At 39.4% G+C, this 7,948-nt stretch carries 8 protein-coding genes; 5 read left to right on the forward strand and 3 right to left on the reverse strand.

Going from position 1 to position 7,948, the window contains the following annotated elements; genetic code table 11:
- Window positions 1-74: 74 nt before the first annotated feature.
- Complete coding sequence (locus CL42_RS01310) at window positions 75-2,297, reverse strand: primosomal protein N' (protein ID WP_035264066.1); 2,223 nt, start codon at window positions 2,295-2,297, stop codon at window positions 75-77.
- 152 nt (window positions 2,298-2,449) lie between these two features.
- Here CL42_RS01310 and gspF point away from each other — a divergent pair, with 152 nt between their 5' ends.
- The 3 genes from gspF to CL42_RS01325 all read left to right on the forward strand — a co-directional run bounded on the left by gspF (window position 2,450) and on the right by CL42_RS01325 (window position 4,753).
- Window positions 2,450-3,655 carry a type II secretion system inner membrane protein GspF gene (gene gspF, locus CL42_RS01315; protein ID WP_035264068.1) on the forward strand — a complete coding sequence of 402 codons (1,206 nt, stop codon included), beginning with the start codon at window positions 2,450-2,452 and terminating at the stop codon, window positions 3,653-3,655.
- A gap of 46 nt (window positions 3,656-3,701) precedes the next feature.
- Window positions 3,702-4,139, forward strand: coding sequence for a type II secretion system major pseudopilin GspG (gene gspG / locus CL42_RS01320; RefSeq protein ID WP_035264112.1), 438 nt, complete (start codon window positions 3,702-3,704; stop codon window positions 4,137-4,139).
- Window positions 4,140-4,420: 281 nt separating this feature from the next.
- Complete coding sequence (locus CL42_RS01325; protein ID WP_035264069.1) at window positions 4,421-4,753, forward strand: hypothetical protein; 333 nt, start codon at window positions 4,421-4,423, stop codon at window positions 4,751-4,753.
- Between the two features lie 63 nt (window positions 4,754-4,816).
- Here the strand turns inward: CL42_RS01325 and lnt are convergent, their stop codons facing one another.
- Window positions 4,817-6,376 (reverse strand): apolipoprotein N-acyltransferase, encoded by a 1,560-nt coding sequence (gene lnt / locus CL42_RS01330; RefSeq protein WP_035264071.1) that lies wholly within the window; start codon window positions 6,374-6,376, stop codon window positions 4,817-4,819.
- Window positions 6,373-7,212, reverse strand: a complete 840-nt coding sequence (locus CL42_RS01335; protein WP_035264074.1) for an HlyC/CorC family transporter — start codon at window positions 7,210-7,212, stop codon at window positions 6,373-6,375. Before CL42_RS01335 ends, lnt begins: the two co-directional genes overlap by 4 nt.
- A gap of 200 nt (window positions 7,213-7,412) precedes the next feature.
- On the opposite strand from CL42_RS01335, the gene tusA reads away from it, so the two are divergent.
- Window positions 7,413-7,670 carry a sulfurtransferase TusA gene (gene tusA, locus CL42_RS01340; RefSeq protein ID WP_035264077.1) on the forward strand — a complete coding sequence of 86 codons (258 nt, stop codon included), beginning with the start codon at window positions 7,413-7,415 and terminating at the stop codon, window positions 7,668-7,670.
- A 107-nt stretch (window positions 7,671-7,777) separates the two neighbouring features.
- The coding region (locus tag CL42_RS17715) for a hypothetical protein (protein WP_171076727.1) at window positions 7,778-7,948 on the forward strand (171 nt) is incomplete at its 3' end.

The following is a 7,948-nucleotide window of genomic DNA, read 5'->3' on the forward strand; positions in this document are numbered from 1 at the left end:
TTGTAATCGTGTCTGCTTTAGCTGTGTAAATTTAATTCAGGTCTTCGACTTTGATAATTTAACTCTATTCATGATTAGCTTAGCTCTTGAGGATCTATATCAATACTGAGCTTCATCGTTGAAGGTTTTTGTTGAAGCATGAATGGCCACCATTCTCGTATATAGAAATGCATTTTTGCACGATCTGATGACAATAAAACCACATGTGCCTGATAACGCCCAGCCTTTCGCTCCATTGGCGCAGGAATTGGACCCCAAATCTCAATCAGCTCACCAGTATGTTGTTGGAGCGATTGTGTCATATTGGTTAAAAAATTGAGATTTTCTTCCTGACTACGCGATTCACAACGTATTAATGCTGCATAGCGCATTGGAGGGAGTAAAGCAGCTTGACGATCATGAAGTGTTTCACGAGCAAAAGCACGATAGTCTTTATTAATGAGCGTGTTGAGTAGAGGGTGATCTGGTCGTAAAGTTTGTAGATAAACCTCACCTTTTTTTTCACCTCGTCCTGCACGCCCTGCAACTTGAACAATCAATTGGGCAGTTCGTTCTGTTGCTCTGAAATCAACACTGAGTAAACCACTATCAATATCTAAGATTGCAACTAAGGTTACATAAGGAAAGTGATGACCTTTGGCTAACATTTGCGTACCAAGTAAAATCATCGGTTTACTTTGATGAATTTGCTCGTAAATTTTTTGCCAACTACCGACACGGCTCGTGGAATCACGATCTACTCTGACCACAGGAAAGTCTGGAAATAAATGTTGTAAATTCTCTTCAACTTTTGCCGTGCCCATTCCAATAGGCTTCAAGGTGTGTTGCTGACAAGAGGGGCATTGATCAGGCAGTCGATTAATTGTCCCACAGTGATGGCAATGCAGGTGCTCATATGGTTTTTTATGAAGCGTAAAATGTGCATCACAATGGGGACAATTGGCTTGCCATCCACAGCTTTCGCAGATCAGGACAGGTGCATAACCACGTCTGTTTAAAAAGATCAGTACCTGTTCTTCTTGATTGAGTCTTTTTTGAATTTCTTTAATGAGTTGTTCGCTTATACCATGCTGTTTTTGAGCAATCTTTAGATCAATTAAATGAATTTTAGGTAAGCTTGCACCTGCAGCACGTTCATCGAGTTTCAGAATCGTTAATTTTTTTTGCTCCACCAAATGATATGAGTCAATACTTGGTGTTGCTGAGCCAAGGACAATGGGGCATTGCTCTAAATAAGCGCGATAGAGAGCAACATCACGTGCATGGTAGCGAAAACCTTCTTGTTGTTTGAATGACAGGTCATGCTCCTCATCTAAGATAATGAGCCCTAAATTTGGCATGGGGGTGTAAATCGCAGAGCGTGTACCAAGAATAATGGAGGCCTTTCCTGTTTGAGCATATTGCCAAGCTTGGAGGCGCTTTGTGTCGTTCAGTCCGGAATGCAACAAGACAATATTGCAGTGAAAGCGAGATTGAAACCGACTGATAGTTTGAGGGGTTAAGCCAATTTCTGGTACCAGTACCAATACTTGCTGACCTTTTTGTAAAACCTCTTGCATAACTTGCAAATAAACTTCAGTTTTTCCGCTTCCAGTTAAACCATCGAGTAAAAATGCTTGATAGCGATTTTGTGCTTTTAAAATGGATTGAATAGCTTTTTTTTGATCATCATTTGCAGTCAATGGCATTTGAGCCAGCTGTACAGGTTCAGGACTAAAGTCCTGCTGAATCAATTTACATTCGACGATTTCTTTCTTTTCAAGCGCTTTTAAAGTTGCTGTTTCCACACCACTCAAATTCAGTATCGTCTCGGCAGTCCCTTGAGGGTGTAGCTTTAATATTTTATAAGCCTCTTGTTGTTTTAAAGATCGAGCCACTTTCTTTTCAGCGTCTAAATTTAAAACTTTCCAAGAGTGAGCTAATAAATTATAGGGTTTACCTTGCCTTAAAAATGTAGGCAAAGTGGTATGCATGACTTCCCCGATGGGGAATTGATAATATTGGGCAGACCACTGCGCGAGTTGAATGATCGTAGCATTGAGTATGGGTTGCAGATCCAAGATTTCAGTGATGGATTTCAGTTTGATTTTCGGATCTAATGGCGTTTCCGGTGCGATCTTTTCAAGTACGATTCCGACTAAGTTTTGACGACCAAACGAAACAAGAACACGGCAACCTATGTGTATAGTTTGGTATTGTTCTGCTGAAACTTCATAATCAAAACAATCATATAGATAAACTGGCACCGCGATGCGCACTCGATAAACAATTTGGCTTAATTCTGAAATATTTGTCATATATAGTCGTCAATCAATATGGTGAAAACTTATCGTGGATAACCAATGCTTGTGATAGAGTGTTCAAGTTGTTGCAAGTGATCAATATGAATGAAGAGAACGGTCTAAGGCAACTCTTAAGACATCATAATTAGGAAAATTAGAGCATTATCATGCCCGCATATCAATATACTGCCATCGATGCTTCAGGAAAGCAGCAAAAGGGTGTGCTAGAAGGTGATTCAGCCCGACAGATTCGACAACAGCTTCGGGATAAACAATGGATTCCAGTACAAGTTGATGCTGTAGAACAAAAAGACAAGCATCGAACTGGTGGTTTTTTTCAAAAAAAATTTACAGCTTATGACTTAGCTTTGATGACTCGCCAATTATCCGTATTAGTTGCTGCGGGGATCCCACTTGAGGAAGCATTAAGAGCAGTTGCCAAACAAAGCGAAAAAGCTCACGTGCAAAATTTGATGTTATCTGTAAGATCAAAGGTTTTAGAAGGTCATTCCTTGGCTCAAGGGATGCAACAATCTGGCAGATTCCCTGAACTTTATATTGCAACGATTGCTGCTGGTGAGCGATCAGGACACTTAGATCTTATTCTCGATCAATTGGCTGATTACACTGAAAATCGCTTTGCGATGCAAAAGAAGATTCAAGGTGCAATGATTTATCCTATTATTTTGATGTTGATGTCTTTCGGTATCGTAATGGGACTCATGACCTATGTAGTACCAGATATCGTTAAAACTTTTGACCAAAGTAAAGATGCGCTACCTTGGATTACGGTTGCTTTAATGAAAGCTAGTGATTTTATACGTCAAGCTTGGCCATTTGTATTGGTTGCATCGGCGTTGGGATTCTTTCTATTGGTGCGTTTTTTAAGGACTGCCGCAGGGCATTATGCTTTTGATCGTCTCACGTTGAAGTTGCCATTATTTGGAAAACTATCACGAGGTATTAATGCCGCCCGCTTTTCAAGTACCTTATCTATCTTAACGCAATCTGGTGTTCCTTTGGTCGACGCGTTGAAAATTGGTGCAGCAGTAAGTAGCAATTGGGTTATTCGAGATGCAGTCAATGTCGCGGCTGAAAAGGTCACAGAGGGTGGAAATTTGGCGACGCAACTTGAACGCTGTGGTTATTTTCCACCGATGATGGTGCAAATGATCAAAAGTGGTGAAGCCTCGGGTGAGTTGGATCGAATGTTAGAAAGAGCTTCGACGATGCAAGATCGAGAGGTTACTACATTGATTTCAACATTATTGGCGTTGTTGGAACCACTAATGTTGGTGTTAATGGCTGCGATTGTATTGGTGATCGTGATTGCTGTCATGTTGCCAATCGTCAACATGAACAATATGATTTAGACAGATTCAATAAATTCTAATAATGAATGAAATAGCGAGTGAAAACATGCGAAACAAGATGAAAATGCGAAAACAATCTGGTTTTACCCTGATCGAAGTGATGGTAGTGATTGTGATTTTAGGTGTGCTTGCAGCACTGATTGTGCCTAATGTCATGGGTCGTGGTGAGAAAGCGAAGGTTGATACCACAATCATTACGCTGAAAGGTGTTGCAGGTGCATTAGATCAATACAAATTAGACAACAACCAATATCCATCCATGCAAGATGGTGGCTTGGATGCTTTGGTCAATCAACCAGTTTCAGCAAAAAATTGGTTACCTGGTGGTTATGTGAAGGGTGGTTATCCTAAAGATAGTTGGGATAATGATTTACAATATGTGATTCCCGGTTCGGAAGGTCGTGCATATGATCTTTATTCATTCGGTGCAGATGGAAAGCAGGGTGGCGAAGGAAATGATGCTGATATCTTTTACACACCATAAATGACAATCATTATTAAAAACTATTCATGGTATTAATCACTTCACTTAATCGAATTAATAAATATTGAGTGAAGTGATAATCTTTATTATTTGATTTTATCTGGTTAAGTTTTTGATAATTATAATTTTTATAAATAATTGGTTTTTGAGATTTATAATAAGAATTATTCCCATATTTAATGGTTACAAGAAACAGAAAATATGAAGAAAATTAGGCTTTTTATTTTAATTTTTCCCTGCATAATGGAGCCAACAGCTTAGCTTGATAATAAGGGGGAATGATGAAAGCATTAATATTGTCAGATGAAATCAATTTATTTCATTGGACTGTGCTCAAGTCTGCACTGCTTATTTTGAGCTTATTGCCTATCAGTCATCTATTTATTGATCTTTGGTCAAATGCAGATGCAAGCAGTCAAATCATGATCGGGTTTCTGGCGATTAGTGTATTTAGTGCGATTACGATTTTAAGTTTTTATAGTGCACTTAAAGCATCTGTTTTGACGCTGTCTGATGTATCTTCAACATTTGAAGCGCTGCTGATTAAAATTTATCGATCTATTCCGATGTTGAGTTTGATGGCAATGCTGTCTTACCTCACAACACAAATTTAAAAAAACCGAGCATATTTGCTCGGTTTTTTTGATATAGAACGTATATTTGATTTGAACCAAGTGTTATCGACGAGATTTAAAACTGACATCGACAACACGTGGTCTAAAGTACCAACCCATCACCAATAAAATCAATGACAATCCCAATATTGGCCAATCACTGAATCTCGTATACCAAGTTTGCCCTTCCATTGCAGGTAGATCACCACGAAGAACCGCTTTTTGATCAATTGGGGCTTGGCTGACGATTTCCCCTTTGTGGTTGATAAAAGCAGTCACACCTGTATTGGTTGCACGAATAAACCAGCGTCCATTTTCTTTTGCTCGCATTTGTACCATTTGTAAATGTTGCCACGGACCAGCCGTACCCGTAAACCACGCATCATTTGAAACGGTGACGAGGAAATCACTATTTAGTGCATTGCGTCGGGTTAGGTTCGGATAGGCAACCTCATAACAAATTGCAGCAGCTAATTTGTGGTTGTGAATTGAAAAAGGAGCTTGATCCTGCGGACCACGTGAAAAACCGCTCATTGAAGGATCATTTTGAAGCGCAGGTAACACCCAACTTAACAGGCCAGACAGCGGAATATATTCACCAAAAGGAACGAGACGCTGTTTTTTATATAAGCCTGTAGCTTCATCACCAGATGCCATCATGGAGTTGTAATAACGCGGATAACCCAATGCCTTAGATTCATTTAAATCCCAATAAGGAATGCCTGTTACCCAAGCTGTGTTGGTACTTTTGGCTTGCTGATCCATTGCATCTAAAAATGGTTCAATATCTGATTGAAACATTGGGATAGATGATTCAGGCCAAACCACCAAGTCACGTCCCCATTCTGATCGCGTTAATTGTGCATAGATTTCAAGTGTCTTTACTTGATACTCAGTTAACCACTTTAAATCTTGAGGAATATTACCTTGGATTAAAGAAACGCTCAGCGGTGCTGATTTTTTTTCTTCTACAAAAGTTAAATAGGATGCGCCCCATGCACCTAGCAATACAATTGAAACTGGAATAGCCCAAAAGTAGCGTTTTCGTAGGAGTTCAACAAGTGCAGATGCAATGAGAATGACCACGAAAGAAACTGCAAATACACCAAATAAAGGTGCATAGCTATCTAAGAAACGCTCGGTAAAAGCATAACCTGCAAATAACCAAGGGAAACCAGTAAATACCCAAGTTTTTGCCCATTCAAAGAATACCCATAAAGGGGCAAAAGTAAGTGGTGTTTCTGGAAAGAATCGACGATATATCCAAGTTTGTATTGCTGTAAATAGCCCCATCACCAAGGCCATAATCGCAATCATGATGACACTTAAAAACGCAGATGTATCACCATACACATGGATAGAAGTGTATAACCAGAATGCACCAACAAACCATAAACCAAAACCGTAAGTCCAACCGATGAGGAATGCTTGTTTAGGATTTCTCTTACTGAGTGTGGCATATAGCAATGCTGGCGATAATATTGCCAGCCACCACCAATAAAAAGGTGCAAGTGCGAGACTAAAAGTCGCACCTGCTGTTAAAGCAATAAGGAGTGGATAAATGAAAGGTAATGATTTTTGTTTTTCTGAAGGACTCAATAATTTTTGAAAATAGGCTCTCATTTACGCACAGCTCGAATCAGATGGATAGTACGGACATCTGCTTCCACAATGGTAAATTCCCAATCTCCCAATTCAATCACTTGGCCTTGAAGATCGCTGACTAAACCAATTTCTTGCAGTAATAGTCCACCCACAGTTTCCACTTCATCATCGGAAAATTCAGCATTTAAAACATTGTTAAAATGTTCAATTGGTGTAAGTGCTTGAACTAACCACGTGTTACTACTGTCGCTGGTTTGATCTGGAACGATGAAATTGGCTTCTTCATCGACATTGTCATGTTCATCTTCAATTTCACCCACAATTTCTTCAAGAATATCCTCAAGTGTCACTAAACCCGAAGTAGAACCGTACTCATCAATCACAATCGCAATATGTGTTTGAGTGTTTTTTAGCATTCGGAGCACTTGATCAGAACGCGCGCTTTCAGGCACAAAGATCGGTTGGCGCATCAGCGAATGTACATTTACTTTCGAATCACGATCTTTTAAGAAAGGTAAGAGGTCCTTTGCCAAAAGGATACCAATGACGTTATCAGGTTGATCTGTTGAAAATACAGGGAAACGTGAATGTGCTGACTCGATGAGAACATCAAGAATATCCAATAACTCATCATCTTCTTGTAAGCTAACCATTGAAGTTCGTGGCGTCATGACTTCACGAATTTTAGTCGCTGGAAGGTCAAAGATTCCTTCGAGCATCGCTACTGTATCTGGTTCGAGTAGTCGACGTGAATCTTGTACAATTTTTAACAGTTCATCTCGGGTTTCTGGGGCTGTGCCTAACCATTTGCGTAAGCCACGCATACCCCACGATGTACCTGATTCCTCTTGCATGATCTTTCCTAAAGACTCTTCAATTGAAAAAATAAGTTTTAATCATACCGAAGAAAATACGCTTGTCTATTGGTAAAATTTTGATTCCTAATGATCTATTTGATCATAGACCACTGTATTTGGAGTCTTTTTCTGAATTTGGGAGTGAAAAGATTGAATTATGATAAAATAATCGCCCAATCTTTTTAGGGCGATATTGAATGTCTGATTCTCAAGTTCAACCTCAAATCCAGTTGAATACACGTGGTTTACGTTGTCCAGAACCGGTGATGATGTTACATCAAGCCATTCGTAAATCTAAGTCGGGTGATGTGGTGGAAGTATTTGCAACAGATAATTCAACCTCTTGGGATATTCCTAAATTCTGTATGCATCTTGGTCATGAATTGCTGTTGCAAGAAGAACGTTTAGATGACAATGGGAACAAAGAGTTTCATTATTTGGTAAAAAAAGGTTAGCCCGCCGTGAATTAACGATTGAAACAATTCATATCGTTTAAAATTGATTTTTTCGTGTACAATTTGGGTTAAGAATATCTAAATAATAATGATTAACTCATTTTGACATGAAGAATTTCATCAATAATATTCAGCGTGCGATTGAACAGCTCGGCTTAACCGCCCAAAACAGAGCCCTCCACATCCAATTCAGTCATTCACAACTGAATAGCCAAGTCTTCCTACAACGCATCGATGGCAGCCATGCCCTTAACGAAGGCGTGCAAGCAGAACTCATC

It is taken from the genome of Acinetobacter sp. Ver3, assembly GCF_000632455.1.
Classification (GTDB): Bacteria; Pseudomonadota; Gammaproteobacteria; order Pseudomonadales; family Moraxellaceae; genus Acinetobacter.

Excerpts from the sequence above, each read along its gene's own strand:
- tusA (WP_035264077.1), top strand. The coding sequence starts at position 7,413 with ATGTCTGATTCTCAAGTTCAACCTCAAATCCAGTTGAATACACGTGGT.
- gspG (WP_035264112.1), top strand. The coding sequence starts at position 3,702 with ATGCGAAACAAGATGAAAATGCGAAAACAATCTGGTTTTACCCTGATC.
- CL42_RS01310 (WP_035264066.1), bottom strand. The coding sequence starts at position 2,297 with ATGACAAATATTTCAGAATTAAGCCAAATTGTTTATCGAGTGCGCATC.
- gspF (WP_035264068.1), top strand. The coding sequence starts at position 2,450 with ATGCCCGCATATCAATATACTGCCATCGATGCTTCAGGAAAGCAGCAA.
- CL42_RS01335 (WP_035264074.1), bottom strand. The coding sequence starts at position 7,212 with ATGCAAGAGGAATCAGGTACATCGTGGGGTATGCGTGGCTTACGCAAA.
- lnt (WP_035264071.1), bottom strand. The coding sequence starts at position 6,376 with ATGAGAGCCTATTTTCAAAAATTATTGAGTCCTTCAGAAAAACAAAAA.
- CL42_RS01325 (WP_035264069.1), top strand. The coding sequence starts at position 4,421 with ATGAAAGCATTAATATTGTCAGATGAAATCAATTTATTTCATTGGACT.